We start from the raw sequence: 18083 nt of genomic DNA, 5'->3' as shown, positions 1-18083 counted from the left end.
CCATCCGGCCCCGTGTCTTGTCACTCGATAAAAAAGACGGGCCGCGGAATGTGCAGGGGTTTGGCAAGAATCGCGGCCCGATCCTCCCGTAATTTGCTAGGTCCCTCCAGCTCCAGCCAAGGGGACGCGGGCATGCCGGACGAGATGCTGATCACACGGGTGGCGCGGTGGGCGCGCGAGGTCCCGGACGGGCCGGCGTACACGTTCGTGGACCACCTCGGGGACGGCTCCCGGCGGACGTACACGTGGGCGCGGGCCGACCTCAAGGCCAGGGCGCTCGCGGTACGGCTGCGCGAGCTGGCCCGCCCCGGCGACCGGGCGGCCGTGCTCGCGCCGTCCGGGCTGGACTACGTGGTCGCCGTGCTCGGCACGATGTACGCCAGGCTGGTGGCGGTCCCGCTGTTCGCCCCCGGGCTGCCGGGGCACGGCGAGCGGCTGGAACGGGCGTTCGCCGACGCCGCCCCCGCCGTCGTGCTCACCACGACGGCCGCGCGGCCCGGTGTGGACGCTTTCCTGGGGGAGGCCCGGCTTTTTGAAAAGGAGCCGCCTGTCGTCGTCGTGGACGCCGTCTCCGACCTGCTCGCCGACGAGTGGGAGCGGGAGCCGATCGCCGCGGGCGACCTCGCCTACCTGCAGTACACCTCCGGCTCGACCCGCGCCCCCGCCGGGGTCGAGATCACGCACGGCAACCTCACGGCCAACGCCGCCCAGCTCTGGGAGGTCTTCCGCGCCCGGCCCCGCGTCTCGGCGGCGGTGCTCTGGCTGCCGCTCTTCCACGACATGGGGCTGGTCGCCACCGTCGCCATGCCGATCATGGGGGCGAACCGGGCGGTGTTCATGGACCCGGTGGCGTTCGTCATGAGCCCGGTACGGTGGCTGCGGCTGCTGTCGGAGGAGGCCGACGCCTTCACCGGCGCGCCCAACTTCGCCTACGAGTTCACCGCCGCCCGCGTCCGCCCCGAGGACAAGGAAGGGCTCGACCTGTCCGGGGTCCGGGTCATGCTCAACGGGGCCGAGCCGGTCCGGCCGGGCGCGTTCGCCGCCTTCGACGCGGCCTTCGCCGGGTGCGGGCTGCGGCCCGAGGCGCACACGCCCGCGTACGGGCTGGCCGAGGCCACCGTGTTCGTCGCCGCCACCGGCCGCGACGAGCGGCCCGTCGTGACCGCCTTCTCCCGCGACGCCCTGCGCGAGGGGCGCGCGGTCCCCTGGACCGAGGGCCCGGCGAGTCACCTCGTCGCCTGCGGGCGGCCGCACGGGCAGCGGGTCAGGATCGTCGGCGACGCCGGCGACCAGCCGGACGGCCACGTCGGCGAGATCTGGGTGCGCGGGCCGAACGTGGCCCGCGCCTACTGGCGCGACCCGGCCCGCACCGCCGAGGTCTTCGGCGCCGACGGCTGGCTGCGCACCGGCGACCTCGGCGTGTGGCACGACGGCCGCCTCTACGTCACCGGCCGCATCAAGGACCTCGTCATCGTGGACGGCCGCAACCACTACCCGCAGGACATCGAGGCCACGGTCCAGGAGGCGCACGAGGCGGTGCGGCGCGACCGGGTGGCGGCCTTCGCGGTGCCGGGCGAGGACACCGAGCGGCTGGTCGTGGTGGCCGAGCGGTCCCGGCGCGGGCAGGGGGCCGACGCGGCGGAGGTCGCGCGGGTGGTGCGGGCCGCCGTACGGGCCGGGCACGACCTCGCGGTGCACGACTTCGTGCTGACCGAGGCCGGGGCCGTGCCCCGCACCTCCAGCGGCAAGCTCGCCCGGCGCGCCTGCCTGCGGGCGTACCTGGAGGGCGCCCTTGTTTGAGCGCGCGGGCCGCCTGGTCTACCGCGGCAGGTGGACGCTGCTGGTGCTGAGCCTGGCGGCCGCCCTCCTCGTCGCGCCGCTCGGCATGGAGCTGTTCGGGCGGATGGCCGACGGCGGCTTCGAGGACCCGCGCGCCGACTCCACCACCGCCGCCCGCTGGAGCGACGACTGGTACGGCGCGCACGCCCCCGACGTCGTCGTCCTCTACCACCACCCGTCCGTCAAGGCCCGCGACCCCCGCTACAAGAAGGCGGTGCACGACGCGCTGCGGGCGCTGCCGGCCGAGCACGTGGGGGCGCTCGCGACGTACTGGACGACCGGGTCGAAGCTGATGGTGTCGAAGGACGGGCGGTCCACGTACGCGCTGGTCACGCTCAAGGGCGACAAGCAGGCCGGCTACGCGGCCGTCGCCGACCGGCTGCGGCGGGCCACGAACCTCCAGGTCTCGGTGGGCGGGCCGGTGCCGCTGCTGAAGGAGCTCAACGACCAGACCGCCGCCGACCTCGCCCGCGCCGAGGCCATCTCGATGCCGGTGCTGCTGGTGCTGCTGGTCGTGGTGTTCGGCAGCCTGGTGGCGGCCGGGCTGCCGCTGCTCGTGGGGGCGTTCGCGGTGCTCGGCGCGCTGGTGCTGCTGCGGCTGCTCACCGAGGTCACCGAGGTCTCGGTCTTCTCGCTCAACGTCGTCACCATGCTCGGGCTCGGGCTCGCCGTGGACTACTCGCTGTTCGTGCTCAAGGCGTTCCGCGAGGAGATCGCGGCCGGGGCGACGAGCGAGCAGGCCGTGGTGCGGACCATGGCCACCGCCGGGCGTACCGTCGCCTTCTCCGGGCTGACGGTGGCGACGGCGCTGCTCGGGCTGCTGGTGTTCCCGCAGATGTTCCTGCGCTCGATCGGGCTCGGCGCGGCGGCCGTGGTGCTGGTCGCGATGGGCGCGGCGCTCGTCGTGCTGCCGGCCGCGCTCGGCGTGCTCGGGCGGCGGGTGAACGCGCTCCGGCTCACCCCCGACCTCGGGGACGGCGGGAGCGGCGGCGGCATGTGGCACGCCGTCGCCTCCAGCGTCATGCGCCGGCCCGTGCTCTACTTCGTGGCCGTGGCCGCCGTGCTGGTGGCGCTGGCCGCGCCGTTCCTGCACGTCACGTTCGGCAACGTGGACCACCGCGTGCTGCCCGCGGACTCCGAGAGCCGCCGGGTGGCGGAGATCGTCGATCGGGACTTCGGGCGCAACTCGATGGCCGCGATCGACGTGCACGTGCTGGTCGAGCGGTCCTTCACCGAGGCGCTCGCCCGGCCGGGGCCGCTCGGCCAGGGGCACGCGGCGATCAGCGCCGTCACCCCCGTCACGCCGGACGACGCCGACCCGCTCGCCGCGCGGCTGCGCCGGCTGCCCCACGTCACCGGCGTGGACGTCGCCGGGCTGTCCCAGGACAACGGGGCCGTACGGCTCGCCGTCCGCTACGACGTGGACCCCATGTCGGCGGAGGCGCAGCGCCTCGTCACCGCCATCAGAACGTTGTCGCCGGAGCCGAACGTACGGCGCGTCGTCGTCGGCGGGCCCACGGCCGCGCAGATGGACCTCATGGACAGCCTCGCCGCCCGGCTGCCGTGGATGGCCCTGGTGGTGGGGTCGGTGACCGCGGTGCTGCTGTTCGCCGCGTTCGGGTCCGTGGTGCTGCCGGTCAAGGCGCTGCTCATGAACGTGCTGTCCATCGGGGCCTCGCTCGGGGTGATCGTGTGGGCGTTCCAGGACGGGCACCTCGCGTCCGTGCTGGGCTTCACCTCCACCGGGACCGTCGAGGCGACCGTGACCGTGCTGATCCTCGCCGTGGTGTTCGGGCTGTCGATGGACTACGAGCTGTTCCTGCTGTCGCGGGTGCGGGCCGAATGGCTGCGCACCGGGGACAACACCGCCGCCGTGGCCGCCGGGCTGCGGCAGACCGGCGGGGTGATCACCAGCGCGGCGCTGCTGCTGCTGGTGGTGATCGGGGCGTTCTCGACCGCAGGGATCACCATCGTGAAGCTGCTGGGGGTGGGGTTGTTCGTGGCCATCGTGGTGGACGCGACCCTGGTGCGGGCGCTGCTGGTGCCCGCGACGATGCGGCTCATGGGCGGGGCCAACTGGTGGCTGCCCCGGCCGCTGCGCGCGCTGCACCGGCGCGTGGAGTTCCGCGAGCCGGCCGCGGCTCCGGGAAACCCGGCCCTGCGCGAGCCCGTGGCGGCTCCGGGGCCCCCGGCCCCGCGCGAGGACCCGTGCGCAGGAGGGCGTGGCCGGCCCAGGGCCGAGGGCGGGCCACGGTGGGAGCGGATCGGGCGCGAACGGGACCGCGTGGTGCGGGCCACCCCCGACGGGACCGGCTGGACCTGGGTGGAGGTGGACCGGTGACCGGCCGCACCGCGACCCGCCCGGCGACCGGCCGCCGGCTGCTGACCGCCGTCGCCCTCGCCGGGTTCCTCACCACCCTGGACAACACCGTCGTCACCGTCGCGCTCCCCAGCATCCAGCGCGACCTCGGCGCGAGCCTCGCCGCCCTGGAATGGGTGGCCACCGGTTACCTGCTGACGTTCGCCGGTCTCATGCCCGCCGGCGGGCGGCTGGCCGACGTCTGGGGGCACCGTACGACGTTGCTGACCGGGCTGATGCTGTTCACCGCGGCCTCGCTCGCGGCCGGGCTGGCCGGGACGGTGGGGCCGCTGGTGGCCGCCCGGCTCGTCCAGGGGGCGGGCGCGGCGCTGGTGCTGCCCGCGACGCTCGCCGTGCTCGCCGTGCTCGACGAGCGGCGGCGCTCGACGGGCGTGGCCGTCTGGATGGCGTCCGGGGCGGCCGCGCTCGCGCTCGGGCCGGTGGTCGGCGGCTACCTGAGCCAGCACGCCCACTGGAGCTGGGTGTTCCTCGTCAACGTGCCGCTGGGCGCGGCGGTCGTCGCGCTCGCCGCCGTGGCGGTGCCCGCCTCGCGGCCGGTACGGCGGGCGCTGGACGTGCCCGGCGTGCTGGCCTCGGCGGTGTTCCTGGCGTCGGGGACCTTCGCCCTGATCCACGGCGGCGAGCACGGGTACGGCTCTCCGGCGGTCGTCGCCGCGCTGGCGCTGTGCGCGGGCGGCGGGGCCGCGTTCGCCGTGGCCGAGCGGCGGGCCGCCGATCCGATGGTGGACCTGCGGCTGTTCGCGGTGCGGGCCTTCGCGGGCGGGGTGGCGGCCCAGGTGCTCTGGGGGCTCGGCGTGAACGGCGTGTTCTTCTACACGGCGATCTTCCTGCAAGGGGTGCTCGGGTTCACGCCGACCGGGTCGGGGCTCGCGTTCGTACCGCTCGCGCTGCTCGTGGTGCTGGTCACGCCGCTCGCTCCGCTCCTGGAGCGGCGGGTGGGCGCGGGGCGCACTGTGGCGGCCGGGCTGACGCTGGTCGCGGGCGGGATGGCGGTCGCGGCGACGCTGGAGGCGGGCGACGGATGGGGGCGGCTGCTGCCCGCCGTGTGCGCGATCGGGATCGGCTCGGCGCTCACCATGCCGCTGGGCTCGGCCGTGCTGGGCGCGGTGCCCGCGTCGCGGGCCGGGGTCGCGGGCGGGGTCTTCTCGGTCAGCAGGGAGGTGTCCGGGCTGTTCGGGATCGCCGCCGTCGGGGCGGTCGTGCAGGCCGCCCCGAGCTTCGCCGCCGGGTACGCCACCGGGCTGCTTGCGGCGGCCGGGCTGGTGCTGGCGGGCGCGCTGATCGCGCTGAGGACGCTCAAGTGACGCGGGGCCGGGTGCTGGCGTGAGGGTTCTGTCGTGAGGGCGCTGTCGTGAGGGTCGCGGTGCTGGCGCTGGGGTCGCGCGGGGACACGCAGCCGTGCGCCGCGCTGGCGCTGGAACTGGCCGGGCGCGGGCACGACGTCGTGCTCGCCGCGCCCGCCCGCTACGCCGCCCTGGCGGCTCCCGGCGTGCGGTTCGTCGCGCTGGGCGTGGATCCCGCGACCGTCCTGGACGGCGAGGAGGGGCGGGCGTGGCTGGACAGTGGGCCCCTCGGCTTCGTACGCGGGCTGAGGACGGTCGTCGAGCCGCTGGCCGCCAGGTTGGTCGCCGAGGTGGACGCCGCCTGCGCGGGCGCGGACCTGGTGCTCGCCCCCGCGCTGGGCGCGTTCGGGCGGCATCTGAGCGAGCGGCACGGGATGCCGTACCGGATCCTGCAGTTCCAGCCGAGCGAGCCGACCGGCGAGTTCCCCAACCCGCTGGTGCCGCTCGCCACGTTGGGGCGGCTCGGGAACCGGGCCTCGTACGCGGTCGTGGAGCGGGCCGGACTGCTGGTGCTGGCCCGTCTGATGAACCGGCTGCGCGTCGAGGTGCTGGGGCTGGGGCCGCTGCGGGGGAGCCCGTTCGCCGCCGACCGGCGGGAGCGGGTGCCGGTGCTGTGCGGGGTCAGCCCGCTGGTGGTGCCGCGCCCGCGCGACTGGCCGGGGTACGTGCACCTGACCGGCTACTGGCGGCTCCCGGGCAAGGGCGGCACCGAGGAATTGGAGGACTTCCTCGCGGCCGGCCCGCCGCCGGTGTTCGTCGGGTTCGGCAGCATGCCGTGCCCGGAGCGGGTGGCCGGGGAGGTCGTCGCCGCGCTGCGGCTGGCCGGGCTGCGCGGCGTCGTCCAGGGACTGCCGGTGGCGGCGGGCGACGACCTGCTGCCGGTGGGGGAGGTGGCGCACGACCTGGTGTTCCCGCGCATGGCGGCGGTCGTGCACCACGGCGGCGCCGGGACCACCGGGACGGCGCTCACGGCCGGGGTGCCGAGCGTGGTCTGCCCGTTCTTCTCCGACCAGCCCTTCTGGGGCCGCCGGGTCGCGGCACTCGGCGCCGGCCCGCCGCCGCTGCCGATCCGCCGGCTCGACCGGCGGGAACTGGCCGATCGGCTGCTGTCCGTACCCCGGCACCGCGAACGGGCCGCCCGACTCGGCGAGCGACTGACGGTCGAGAACGGAGTGCGGACGGCAGCCGATCTCATTGAACGTCCTTGATCAGCCAGATATGGTGCATATGGCCACGATCACCCCCAGGAAGTCAGGTGCCATGCGAAAGCGGCTGCGGCAGCTCCTCGTCCTCGGAATCACCTTGTCGTTCCTCGGGATCGGCCTGCCGGCCTGGTCGGCCGACGATCCGCGCAGCTGTAACGACCTGCTGGCCGCGGACACCCCCGCGTACGTCGTCTGCACCTGGATGGCCACCCCCGAGGAGGCCGCCGACATCGCGAAGTTCTGGCTGGGCAACGACGGCCAGAACATGATCGACTCCGGCCCGCAGGGCACCATCCGCGTCGACTGCACCGACCCAGCCAACGCGTGCGCCGTGGACTCCGAAGGCGACGGCGAGGCCCACGACGCGGGCGACCCGGACGTCGAGGGCGCCGAGGACGGCGGCACCCCCGAGTGCCAGAACGGCGAGCAGTGCTACACCGACGGCAGCGAGATCAGCGCCGCCGACAAGGCCGCCGCCAAGCAGACCGCCGCCGGCCAGGCCGCGACCGCCGCCACCCCGACCGGCCTGCGCCTCTGGATCGAGACCGAGCTGGCCGACGACTACAAGGCCGGCAAGCTGGACGAGGCCGTCAAGAAGGTCGCCGCGCTGGCCGCCACGCAGCCCGGCGTCGTCGGCATTCGCTTCACCTCGCAGCTCGGCTTCAACGAGACGTTCGACAGCGCCGACGAGATCGACAAGTTCGTCGCCACGGCCGCGACCGCGCTGCGCGCCGCCGTGCCGGGCCGCAAGCTGTCGGTGCACACGGTGGCTCCGGTGCTCGGCTGCGGCGCGAACGACGCCTGCAAGGCCGAGATGAGCAAGAAGTACCCGCTGCTCGACCCCGACCGCGTCGGCGCCTGGCTGACCAAGGGCTACGCCGACCAGCTCGCCCTGGACAACGTGCTCCTCGCGAGCGGGTACGCCACCTGGAAGATCGACGCCGCCGAGGCCCAGCGCAACCAGTCCATCCAGATCCGCGGCCGGGCCTGGGACGCCTTCGGTCAGATCGCCGTCGAGGACGCCACCGTCACCTCCGCGCTCACCGCCGAGCAGGTCACCCAGGCGCTCACCGAGCGCGTCGCCGCGCCGCTCCAGGAGGACGCCGCCGAGACCGTCACCCTGTGGACCCGCTGGGTGAACCCCGAGAACCAGACGGTCCGCGTCTACGGCGACAAGTGGGCCGCGACCCCGGCGTGGGAGCAGCTCGGGAAGCTCGGCTCGCTCCGCGCCCGCCTGGCCACCTTCTACGACCCGGCCCACCCCGAGGTCGACCTCGCCACCGACCTGAAGCGGCTGTCCGAGGTGTTCGGCCAGGTCTACCTGCACGTCGCCTGAGCCGCCTCGCCCACGACAGTCGTTGCCCGGACGGGGCCGGCGTGAGAGTTTCGGTAACCGACGGGGGTTGACCATCTCACGCAAGGGGGCTCCGCCATGACGGAGGACTTCGCCGAACTGCCCGCGCCGCAGTCCGTGCGGCTGATCGACTTCGACGAGGCGCGGGTGGTGCCGGGGATCGTGCCGAACACGTTCATCCTGGTCGTCAACGGCACCAAGCCGTACCTGACCATGCACGTCGAGCTGTCGCCGCTCGTGTACGTCCGGCAGCCCGAATACTGGGGGATCGAGGTCGTCGGGCGGCTGCGCGGCATCGGGCTGCCCGCGACCGCGCCCTACTCGGTGTCTCTGCCGCTCGACGGCATCCTCGGCACCAAGGGGATCGAGGTGATCGGGGCGGGCGGACGCAAGACGTTCGACGTCCCGTAGGCGGATGACGCGGCGGGCCGATGGCCCGCCGCGTCATCCCCGCCGCAGCCCCAGAGCGCGCACGATCATCGGGTACGACCTCTTGAACTCGCGCGTCCAGTACGGCCAGGTGTGCGTGCCGTCCCCGTACAGGTGCAGCGTGTGCCGGATGCCGAGTCTCTTCAGCCGCTCGCTCAGCGCCCGCGCCGTGTAGGCGGAGATCGGCTCGCCCAGGTGGGCGGGGTTCCAGGCGGCGTCGGGCCGGTCCAGGGGGCCGTTCAGCGACGTGCTGCCGCTGGAGATGTAGAGCGAGGTGCCGCGGAGGCCGGCGGCGAGCGCCAGGGGGTCGTTGGCGGCCCACACCTTCGCGTTCCGCTTCGGGTCGCCCCACAGCGCGAGCGGGTCCTGCTTCTCGCTGGCCTGCGCGTTCATGATGACCGCGGGGATGCCGGGCAGCCGGGTGGCCATGATGCCGCTGTACGCGCCCGCGAAGCGGAACATGCCGGGGTTGGCGGCGGCGTACTTGATCGCGCCGTACGCGCCCATCGACAGCCCGGCGACGGCCCGCCGGGTGCCGGCCCGGTAGCCGGACTCCAGCAGCCGCCGCACCTCCGAGGTGTGGAACGTCGCCCACTTCGGCGGCCCGCCCCGTCCGGCGTTGTGCCAGTCGGAGTAGTTGCCCGCCCGGCCCGCCTCCGGCATGACGACGATGGCGTCCAGGTTCGCGGTGTACGTGGCCACGTCCGTCATCCGGGTCCACGAGGTGTAGTCGTCGGCGCCGCCGTGCAGCAGGTAGAGCACCGGCCAGGTCCGTCCGGCCGTCCGCGACCAGCCTCGGGGCAGCAGCAGGCGGACCGGTGTGAGCTTCCCGACGGCCGGCGAGGAGACGAGCAGGTCCAGGGTGCGCGCGTCGAGCCGGCGTTCGGCGACCACGCGGGCGGGGCCGGGCAGCGCGCGCTGCCCGGGGGCGTACCCGCCGGTGGCCGGCTCGGCGCGCGGCGGCTCGCTCTCCTGGGCGAACGACCAGTCGGGGTCGGCGGAGGCGGGGGCCGCGCAGGAGAGCAGCAGCGCCGTCGCCGCCGCCAGTGCCGCCAGGGCACGCATGGGAGCCCTCCTTCGCTCGGGGTGCAGGCGAGAGTAGAGGCGGCGTCGGCCCGGGGCTATGAGGCGGCGCAACGAAATCGGCCCGTCCCTTGTGGCCCGTCGGACAATTTCGCCCGGATTGTCACCGGCGTGACAAAACATGACCGAGGAATGTTCCGTACGGTCGTGCCGCCCGTCCGGCGCTCCTCAGTAGGGTGGCCGATCACCCCGGCCCCGGCGCACTCGGGAGTGTTTCGTGGACGTACCCGATGAGAGCGAGATCCGGACCTTCCTCATCGAGCGGCTCGGCGGGCACGTGGACCCCGGCCGGCCGCTGGAGGAGCACGGGCTGTCCTCGCGCGAGGCCGTCGCGGTGGCGGGCGAGCTGGGCGAGCTGCTGGGCCGCGAGCTGAGCCCCACGATCGTGTGGGAGCACCCGACGATCGACCGGCTCGCCCGCGCGCTGTCCGCGCCCCAGGAGACCGCCGTGGTCGGCGGGACGGCGGGGGAGCCCATCGCGGTGATCGGCGTCGGCTGCCGCTTCCCCGGCGCGCACGGCCCCGAGGCGTACTGGAAGCTGCTCGTCGACGGCCGGGACGCGGTCGGCGAGGTGCCGGAGGGGCGCTGGGAGGCGTTCGACGACGGCTCCGCGCGCACCCGCGAGGCGCTGGCCGGCGTCACCCGGCACGGCGGCTTCCTCGCCGACGTGGCGGGGTTCGACGCCGAGTTCTTCGGCATCTCGCCGGGGGAGGCCGCCGCCATGGACCCGCAGCAGCGGCTGCTCCTGGAGACCGCCTGGGAGGCGTTGGAGCACGCCGGCCTCGCCCCGCGCACGCTCTCCGGCACCCGCACCGGCGTGTACGCAGGTCTCTCCGGCACCGAGTACGCCCACCTGACCGGCGCCGACCTCGCCGCCGTGGACGCCTGGACCGCCACCGGGGCCGCGCTCAGCATCGCCGCCAACCGGGTGTCGTACCTGCTGGACCTGCGCGGCCCCTCCCTGGCCGTGGACACCGCCTGCTCCTCCTCCCTCGTCGCCACCCACCTGGCCGTCACCGGCCTGCGCGCCGGCGAGTGCGACCTGGCGCTCGCCGCCGGGGTGAACCTCCTCCTGTCGCCGCTGGTCACCGTGGCCTTCGACCGGGGCGGCGGCACCGCGGCCGACGGGCGCTGCAAGGCGTTCGACGCGGCGGCGGACGGGATGGTGCGGGCCGAGGGCTGCGGCGTCGTGGTGCTCAAGCGGCTCGCGGACGCCGTACGGGACGGCGACCGGGTGCTCGCGGTGATCAGGGAGAGCGCCGTCGGCCAGGACGGCCGTTCCAACGGCCTGGTCGCACCCAACCCGGAGGCGCAGGAGTCGCTGCTGCGGCAGGTGTACGGGTGGCTCGGCCGCGGGCCCGACTACATCGAGGCGCACGGCACCGGAACCCTGCTCGGCGACCCGATCGAGGCCAGGGCCATCGCCGCCGCCGTGCCGACGCCGGTCCTGCTGGGCTCGGTCAAGACCAACCTCGGGCACCTGGAGGCGGCGGCGGGCGTCGCCGGGCTCATCAAGGCCGTGCTCGCCCTGCACCACGGGGTGATCCCGCCCAGCCTGCACTTCCGCGAGCCGAACCCGCACATCCCGTGGGAGCGGCTGCGCGTCGTCACCGCGCCCACGCCGTGGCCGCGCCGGGAGGGTGGTGACCCGGCGAGGGCGGGGGTGTCGGCGTTCGGCTTCGGCGGCACGAACGCCCACGTCGCCCTGGACGCCTTCCCCGCTCCTCAGGCCGCTCTCCCGGTCCGTGCCAAGCACGTCTTCCTGCTCACCGACGCGACCCCCCGCCGGGTCGAGCGCCACGCCCGCGTCCTCGCCTCCTGGCAGCCCCCCGCCGACCTGGCGGACGTGGCTCACACCCTCGCCAGGCGGGCCGGGCGCGGGCGGGTGGCGGCGGCCGTCGTGGCGGGCGACGCCGGGGAGCTGGCCGCCAAGCTGCGCGAGATCCGGCCGGTCGGCCCCGTCGCCGCCGCCGAGGGGCCCGTCTGGGTGTTCAGCGGCTACAGCCCGCACCGGCCGTCCCTTGAGCTCTACGCCGCAGAGCCCGCCTACCGCCGCACCCTCGACCTGCTGGCCCCCATGCTGCGGGACGAGGCCGGCATCGACGTCCACGACCCCGGCGCGGCCGGCGTGGCCACGCTCCAGCCGATCATCTTCGCCGCGCAGCTCGCGCTGGCCGAGACCTGGCGGGCCTACGGCTTCGAGCCCGCCGCCGTGATCGGGCACTCCATGGGCGAGGTGGCCGCCGCGGTGGTGGCGGGCGGGCTCGGCGTCGAGGACGGCGTACGGGTGATCTGCGCGCGGGCCCGGCTGCTCGGCGGGCTGGGCGGCGGCGGGGCCATGGCGGTCGTCGAGACCGGGGCCGAGGAGGTGCCGGACGACCTGCACGTCGCCGTGTACGCCTCGCCGTCGCAGACCGTGGTGACGGGGGAGCCGGAGCGGGTGGCGGAGTTCGCGGCGTCGGTGGCGGCGCGGGGGCTGTTCGCACGGACGCTGACGGCCGAGGGGGCGGGGCACTCGCCGCAGGTACGGTCGCTGGTGCCGCTGCTGCGTGAGGATCTGCGCGGGATCGCGGGGGGCAAGCCTGACATCCCGTACTATTCGCCGGTCTTCGAGGATCCGCGCGAGGCGCCGGCGTTCGAGGGCGCGTACTGGGCGGCCGGACTGCGCCGTCCCGTACGGCTCATGCAGGCCGTACGGGCGGCGGCCGAGGACGGGCACACCCTCTTCACCGAGCTGGGGCCGCGCCCGCTGCTGTCCGGGGCGCTCCGCGACACCCTGCCCGCGACCGCCCGCGTCACCGAGGGGCCCTTCCACGACCAGCTCGCCGCCGTCGCCGTGGCCGTGCCGCCCCGGACGCGCGGGCGGCTCGCCGACGTGCCGCACTCGCCCTGGGAGCACGTACGGCACTGGGCCGAGCCGAAACGGCCGCCGACCGGGCATCCGCTGCTCGGCGCGCACGTCGAGACGCCGTCCTGCCACTCGTGGACCACCACGCTCGACGACCTCGCCAACGCCCCCTGGCGGCTGCCGCCGGAGGAATGGCACCGGGACGGCCATCCGGTGCTCACGCCCGCCGTCCTGGCGCGGCTCGCCCGCGCGGCCGTCGCGGAGACCTCCGACGAGATGGAGCTCCGGCAGGTGACGCTGCACGCCCACCTGCCGCTTCCCGCCCAGGTGACGATCACCCTCGCGGACGGGCGCGTCGAGCTCTCGGCGAAGAACGCCGCAGGCCGGTGGACCGTCCACGGGAGCGCCGTGTTCGGCCCGGCGGCCGGGGCTGCCGAGCTCATCGACCTGCTCCCGGGGCCCGTCCCCGTCACGCTGGACGCCAAGCTCGTCGCGCGGGCGTGGGTGAGCGTGCCACCGCCGCCGGAGGCGGGCATGTCCCGCCCCTGGCTCGTCCTGGCCGAGGAGGGGGATGCGCGGGCCGCCCGCCTCCGCGCCCTCCTGCCCGCCCCTTCGGGCGAGGGGGCCCCGGCGGGTGGCGGCGTCCTGCCTGGTGACGGGGTGCTGGTTCTGGTGCCGCCGGGGCTCGGGGTGGCGGGGGTGCAGCGGGTCATGCTCCGGGTGGCCGAACTGGCTCGGCGGGGCGCGCGGATCGTGATCGCGACCGAGCGGGCCCAGGCCGTACGCGACGGCGACCTCGCCGACCCCGGGCCCGCCGCCCTCCGGGCCCTGGTCCGGGTCCTCGCCCTGGAACATCCCGAGACCCGCGCCCGCCTCGTCGACCACGACGACCTCGACGCGCTGGTCAGGGAACTGTCCTGCGACGCCGAGGACGACGAGGTGGCCTGGCGGGCCGGCATCCGCTACGCGGCCCGCCTCCGCCGTGTCACCCTCCCGTCCCCCCATGGCCCCGTGGCCGGACCCGGGGCGTACGTCATCACCGGCGGCCACGGACACCTCGGCCGCCTCACCGCCCGTCTGCTGCTCGAACGCGGCGCCACCCGCGTCGTGCTGAACAGCCGCACTCCCCATCCGGACGCAGGGCCTGTCAGGACGGTCACCGGCGATCTCGCCGCGCCGGGCACGGCCGAGCGGCTGGTGGCCGCCGCCACCGAGGGCGAGCTGCGGCTGCGCGGCGTCGTGCACGCCGCCGGGGTGCTCGACGACCGCCTGATCGCCGACCTCGAACCGGACGGCCTCGCCCGCGTGTGGGCCGCCAAGGTCGTCGGCGCCCAGCGGTTGCACGACGCCACCAAGGACCTGGATCTCGACTGGTGGGTGGCGTTCTCGTCGGCGGCGTCCCTGCTCGGCTCGCCGGGCCAGGCGGCCTACGCCGCCGCGAACGCCTGGCTGGACGCGCTGTGCGAGCGCCGCCGCGCCGAGGGGCTGCCCGCTCTCGCCGTCAACTGGGGTCCCTGGGCGGGGACCGCCGCGCCCGCCACCCCGGGCGTCGAGCCCCTGACGGAGGACGAGGGGCTGGAGGCGCTGGAGGCGCTGCTGCACCGTGACTTCCCGGCGGGGGTGGTCAAGCTCGATCCTGCGCGGGCGGTCGCGCTCTTCCCGTCCCTGGTGCGCATCCCGTACTTCTCCGAGGTCGCCGAGGCCCCGGCCCTGGAGGACCTGTCGGGGCCGGTGGGCGTCTCTCACAAGCTGCGGGAACGGGCCGCCGCCGTGCTCGGGGTGGAGCCGTCCCGGCTGGGGGACGACGTCGTCCTCACGGACCTCGGTCTCGACTCGCTGGCCGCCACCCGGTTGCGGGGCATGATCGAGCACGACTTCGGCGTACGGGTGGCGGCGGCCCCGCTGCTCAACGGCGGCACCCTGGGCGCGCTGGCACGGACGGTCACCGAGAGCCTGGGTCTCGCCGTCGTCGAGCCCAGGGACGCGGCCGAGCGCCAGGTCACCCGCGTGCTCGCGGGGCTGCTCGACCGTGAGCCCTCCGTCACCGAGCCGCTGCCGCCCGGCATCCTGCCCGAAGCCCTCGCCCTCCTCGGCCAGGAGTCCGCGCGGGAGGTCGTCACCCCCGCCGACCTGGCCGTGGCCATCAGGCGGGTGGACGAGGCCGAGGCGGGGCGGGGGGTCGTCCGGTCGCTGAACCCGGCCGCTCCCGCCGGCGCGCCGATCTTCCTGGCGCACCCGGCGGGCGGCACCACCGGCGTGTACGCCCTCCTCGCCGCCCGGCTCCCCGTCCCCGTCCTCGGGCTGGAACGCCTGGACCAGCCGGACGACATCCCCGACCGCGCCGCCCGCTACGCCGAAGCCATTCGCCGGGCCGCGGAGCCCCCGTACCGGCTGGGCGGGTGGTCGTTCGGCGGGATCCTGGCGTTCGAGATCGCGAGGCTGCTCGGCGAGGACGACGTCGAGCTGCTGGCCATGATCGACTCCGGCCTCCCCGACGAGGTCGGCGAGCCGGACCGCCGCAGGCTCGCCGCCCGCCGCTACGCGGCCTTCGCCGCCTATCTCACCAGGACGTACGGCGCCCCGATCCACCTGGACCGCGCCGAGCTGGAGACGCTGGACGAGCCGGCCCAGTTCGCGCTCACCGAGGCCAGGATCGCCGAGTCGGGCGTGCTCGCCACCCTGCCGCCCGCGATCCTGCGCCACCAGCTCACCTCGCACGACGACACCCGGGCCATCGAGCGCTACCGCCCCGCCGGCCCGTACCACGGCCGCGCGGTCCTCTACCGCTCCACCGAGCCCGCCCCCTGGACCGTCGAGGACCCCCGGTACGCCCACGCCGACGACCCGGCCAGAGGCTTCGCCCCGTACGCGCCCCGGCTGGAGGTCGTCGAGATCCCCGGTTCGCACCACCTCAACCTGCTCGACCCGCCCCACGTCGAGGTCATCGCCGAGCACCTGAAGGGACTACTCCTGTGAAGACGACAGCACTCGCCGAGGCGGTGGTGGCCGGCGCCGAGCCGGCCGAGCTGGCGCGCCTGGACGTGCCCTCCGCCTACCGCGCCGCCCACCTGCGCAAGGACGAGGTCGGCAGCTTCGACCAGGACGAGCAGGACAAGGACGTCCGCCGCACCCTGCACGTCGGCGAGGTGCCGATGCCGGAGCTGGCCGAGGACGAGGTGCTGGTCGCGGTCATGGCGAGCGCGATCAACTACAACACGGTGTGGTCGGCGATGTTCGAGCCGGTGCCGACGTTCGCGTTCCTGGAGCGGTTCGGGCGCAGCGACGCGCGGCACGACCTGCCGGTGCACGTGCTCGGCTCGGACGCGGCCGGCGTGATCGTCAGGACCGGCCGCGCGGTCCGCCGCTGGCGGGTGGGGGACCGGGTGGTGACCAGCCCCGCGTACGTGGACGGCGAGGACCCGGTGATCCAGCACGACGGCATGCTGGCGGGCGACCTGCGCGCCTGGGGCTTCGAGACGAACTTCGGCGGCCTCGCCGACTTCGCCGTGGTCAAGGCCACGCAACTGCTCGCCAAGCCCCGGCACCTGAGCTGGGAGGAGGCCGCCTGCAACATGTTGTGCGCCTCGACCGCGTACCGGATGCTCGTCGGGGAGCGTGGCGCGCGCATGAAGCAGGGCGACGTGGTGCTGCTGTGGGGGGCGACGGGCGGCCTCGGCGGGTACGGCGTGCAGCTCGTCAGGAACGGCGGCGGCATCCCGGTCGGCGTCGTCGGCAGCCAGGAGAAGGCCGAGCTGCTGCGCCGCATGGGCTGCCCGTACGTCGTGGACCGTTCGCAGCTCGACGGCGGCCTGGCGGACGAGAAGGGCTGGCGGCGGCTCGGCGCGGAGATCAGGCGGCAGGTGGGGGAGGACCCGGCCATCGTCTTCGAGCACACGGGCAGGGAGACGTTCGGGGCGTCCGTGTACGTCGCCAGGCGCGGCGGCGCGGTCGTGACCTGCGGCTCCTCCAGCGGCTACGCCCACGAGTACGACAACAGGCACCTGTGGATGAAGCTCAAGCGCATCATCGGCTCCCACGGCGCGAACTACCAGGAATGCCACGAGGTGAACCGGCTGATCTCGCTCGGCATGGTCCACCCCACGCTGTCGGCCGTCTACCCGCTGGAGGGGGCGGCGGAGGCGGCCCGCGCCGTGCAGCTCAACCAGCACGTCGGCAAGGTCGGCGTGCTCGCCCTCGCTCCGTCGGAGGACCTGGGGATCGAGGACCACGCGCTGCGGGCGCGGATCGGCGAGGACCGGCTCAGGCTCTTCCGCCGGCCCCTCTGAACGTCCTGTTCACGGCCTGGCGGGCGCGGAGCGCGATCTCCAGCTCGAACCGGACGTCCGGGTCGGCGAGCTGCTCGCCGTACAGCTCTTCGAGCTGGCGTAACCGGTAACGCACGGTCTGAGGATGTACGTGGAGGCGGGCGGCGACCTCGCCGGCTCCGCGCCCGTACCGCAGCCAGGCCAGCAGCGTCTCGGCCAGCCGGTCCTGCTGGGTGGGGCGGAGGTGCGCGAGGGGCGCGAGCCGCGCCTCGGCCAGGGCGTTGACCAGCTCCTCGTCCTTGAACACCACCAGCGTCGCCATGTGGTCCTCGCAGCGTGGCAGCCCGCGCGGCAGCACCCCGCGCCGCGACAGCTCCAGCGCCTCCCGCGCCCAGCGCAGGGACGTCGCCGCCGCGGCCAGCGGCACCGCGGGCCCGATCGCGCCCCAGTAGCCGCGCAGCCCGTGCTCCAGCATCTGCGCCTGCCCCGGCCCGCTCGGGTCGGGCACCAGCAGGCACGGCGTGGTCCGCTCCAGCCCGGCGAGCACGTCGGGCGGCAGCGCCGGCATCCGGGCCGGCGTCCGGTACACCGTCCCACGCCGCCCCTGCGCGGGCCCCTGTGCGGGCCCCTGTGCGGGAACGCCGGGCAGGTCGTCGAGCGCCACGCAGGCGACCGTGCGCGGCAGCCGCCACCCGGCCGCCTTGGCCAGGTCGGCGATCGCCTCGGGGCTCGCGGCCGGCTGGCTGAGCAGCAGGTCGAGCAGCCGGCCGCGGCGACGTTCGATCTCGCCGGCGGCCCGCGCCCTGGCCTCCTCGAACCCCTCGGCCGCGGCGTCGGCGAGCTGGTCGAGGTAGACGAAGATGGTCTCGCCCAGGTCGTACAGGCACTGAGGGGAGAGCCCGAGCGGGTCGGCGATCTCCGTGAGCCGCCGCCAGCCCACCCGCGCGCCGAGCCGGAGCGCGGTCTGCAGCGGCTCCAGGTTGCGCCCTTCGGCGGCCTCGCCCTTGCCGACCATGCGGAACGGCTCGGGGTCCCAGGCGGCGTCGGGGCTCTCGACGCGGTCGAGGAAGCCCTCGATGGCCTGCTCGACCGCGGTGCGCAGGACCTTGATGTAGAGCTCGTCCTCCCGCCTGGCGTACTCGGGGATGCGGTTCTGGATCTCCTCGATCACCTCTTCGGAGACCCGGCCGATGCCCGACCTGAGCGTCTTCACGAGGCCCGCGGGCGCCCGGCTTTCGCGTACGTCACTCTTGATGGCCATCGTCCCTCCTGTCGCCATTGTGACCCAGGCGACAGGAGTTTTGTAGCAAGTGCTTGCTTTTATCACATCCGGCTAT

Annotated in this window: 10 protein-coding genes; 8 read left to right on the top strand and 2 right to left on the bottom strand. The window is 75.0% G+C overall.

What is annotated here, in order from left to right:
• Positions 1 to 132 precede the first annotated feature (132 nt).
• The 6 genes from ABD292_RS25855 (at position 133) to ABD292_RS25830 (ending at position 8532) form a co-directional block, all read left to right on the top strand.
• Positions 133 to 1800 (top strand): fatty acyl-AMP ligase, encoded by a 1668-nt coding sequence (locus ABD292_RS25855; RefSeq protein ID WP_344211545.1) that lies wholly within the window; start codon positions 133 to 135, stop codon positions 1798 to 1800.
• Positions 1793 to 4180, top strand: a complete 2388-nt coding sequence (locus ABD292_RS25850) for an MMPL family transporter (RefSeq protein ID WP_344211543.1) — start codon at positions 1793 to 1795, stop codon at positions 4178 to 4180. Before ABD292_RS25855 ends, ABD292_RS25850 begins: the two co-directional genes overlap by 8 nt.
• Entirely contained in the window at positions 4177 to 5523 is a 1347-nt protein-coding gene (locus ABD292_RS25845) for an MFS transporter (RefSeq protein WP_344211541.1), read from the top strand. Before ABD292_RS25850 ends, ABD292_RS25845 begins: the two co-directional genes overlap by 4 nt.
• Positions 5524 to 5570: 47 nt before the next feature.
• The gene (locus ABD292_RS25840; RefSeq protein ID WP_344211539.1) at positions 5571 to 6770 is read left to right on the top strand and encodes a glycosyltransferase; all 1200 of its coding nucleotides are present in this window, start codon (positions 5571 to 5573) and stop codon (positions 6768 to 6770) included.
• A gap of 52 nt (positions 6771 to 6822) precedes the next feature.
• Positions 6823 to 8103: a hypothetical protein gene (locus ABD292_RS25835; protein WP_344211537.1), complete on the top strand. Its 1281-nt coding sequence runs from the start codon at positions 6823 to 6825 to the stop codon at positions 8101 to 8103.
• A 96-nt stretch (positions 8104 to 8199) separates the two neighbouring features.
• Positions 8200 to 8532, top strand: coding sequence for a hypothetical protein (locus ABD292_RS25830; RefSeq protein ID WP_344211535.1), 333 nt, complete (start codon positions 8200 to 8202; stop codon positions 8530 to 8532).
• Between the two features lie 33 nt (positions 8533 to 8565).
• On the opposite strand, the gene ABD292_RS25825 is transcribed toward ABD292_RS25830, so the two are convergent.
• Complete coding sequence (locus tag ABD292_RS25825; protein WP_344211533.1) at positions 8566 to 9615, bottom strand: alpha/beta hydrolase; 1050 nt, start codon at positions 9613 to 9615, stop codon at positions 8566 to 8568.
• Positions 9616 to 9850: 235 nt separating this feature from the next.
• Between ABD292_RS25825 and ABD292_RS25820 the strand changes: the two genes are divergently transcribed.
• Positions 9851 to 15457 (top strand): beta-ketoacyl synthase N-terminal-like domain-containing protein, encoded by a 5607-nt coding sequence (locus tag ABD292_RS25820; protein ID WP_344211531.1) that lies wholly within the window; start codon positions 9851 to 9853, stop codon positions 15455 to 15457.
• Positions 15454 to 16767 carry a crotonyl-CoA carboxylase/reductase gene (gene ccrA / locus ABD292_RS25815; protein ID WP_344211529.1) on the top strand — a complete coding sequence of 438 codons (1314 nt, stop codon included), beginning with the start codon at positions 15454 to 15456 and terminating at the stop codon, positions 16765 to 16767. The genes ABD292_RS25820 and ccrA overlap by 4 nt, the downstream gene beginning before the upstream one ends.
• On the opposite strand, the gene ABD292_RS25810 is transcribed toward ccrA, so the two are convergent.
• Positions 16742 to 18007, bottom strand: a complete 1266-nt coding sequence (locus ABD292_RS25810; protein WP_344211527.1) for a PucR family transcriptional regulator — start codon at positions 18005 to 18007, stop codon at positions 16742 to 16744. The genes ccrA and ABD292_RS25810 overlap by 26 nt on opposite strands.
• Positions 18008 to 18083 lie beyond the last annotated feature (76 nt).

Source organism: Nonomuraea bangladeshensis (assembly GCF_039529455.1).
Classification (GTDB): domain Bacteria; phylum Actinomycetota; class Actinomycetes; order Streptosporangiales; family Streptosporangiaceae; genus Nonomuraea; species Nonomuraea bangladeshensis.
The sequence above is the reverse complement of the archived record's forward strand: the minus strand, read 5'-3'. Positions and strand labels throughout refer to the sequence as shown.

Excerpts from the sequence above, each read along its gene's own strand:
- ABD292_RS25830 (WP_344211535.1), top strand. The coding sequence starts at position 8,200 with ATGACGGAGGACTTCGCCGAACTGCCCGCGCCGCAGTCCGTGCGGCTG.
- ABD292_RS25810 (WP_344211527.1), bottom strand. The coding sequence starts at position 18,007 with ATGGCCATCAAGAGTGACGTACGCGAAAGCCGGGCGCCCGCGGGCCTC.
- ABD292_RS25835 (WP_344211537.1), top strand. The coding sequence starts at position 6,823 with ATGCGAAAGCGGCTGCGGCAGCTCCTCGTCCTCGGAATCACCTTGTCG.
- ABD292_RS25855 (WP_344211545.1), top strand. The coding sequence starts at position 133 with ATGCCGGACGAGATGCTGATCACACGGGTGGCGCGGTGGGCGCGCGAG.
- ABD292_RS25825 (WP_344211533.1), bottom strand. The coding sequence starts at position 9,615 with ATGCGTGCCCTGGCGGCACTGGCGGCGGCGACGGCGCTGCTGCTCTCC.